This is a genomic window from Staphylococcus sp. 231237_7MaSpsaltlick, assembly GCF_043107035.1.
In genome coordinates, this window is record NZ_JBICNX010000452.1 from 1 (window position 1) to 385 (window position 385).

At 29.6% G+C, this 385-nt stretch carries 2 protein-coding genes; both read right to left on the reverse strand.

The genetic code is table 11. The annotated features are described in order from the left end of the window. The coding region (locus tag ACF91D_RS32305) for an SDR family NAD(P)-dependent oxidoreductase (protein WP_392438794.1) at positions 1-115 on the reverse strand (115 nt) is incomplete at its 3' end. Between the two features lie 60 nt (positions 116-175). Continuing rightward, positions 176-385 (reverse strand): MerR family transcriptional regulator (locus tag ACF91D_RS32310; protein ID WP_483883410.1); only part of this gene is annotated, 210 nt, incomplete at its 5' end.

The window sequence follows — 385 nt, forward strand, 5'->3', positions numbered from 1 at the left end:
TTCTTGCTGCTAATACTAATTTTGCGCCCTGTTGTGCTAATGATGTGGCGGTTGCTTTTCCTATACCACTTGATGCTCCCGTTATGAGGATAACTTTGTCTTTTATATTATTCATATTATACGCCTCCACTAATTAAATATATAATTAATGATAAACCTTGAACTACACTTTAGGTCAAATAAGGCAATCCTTGTTTATAATATCTGTACTAACGTTACGTGATAATTCATCATAAACACCTAATTTATAGTTAATCTGATCTAGACAATCTAACTTGCTTTTAATTTCATTTTTTATACTTTCCTTGTGTTCACTTAAAATTTCACGTCTTTTTTCTATCGTAGAATTCCCTTGATTAAATAAAAAAACATAATGCTTTATATC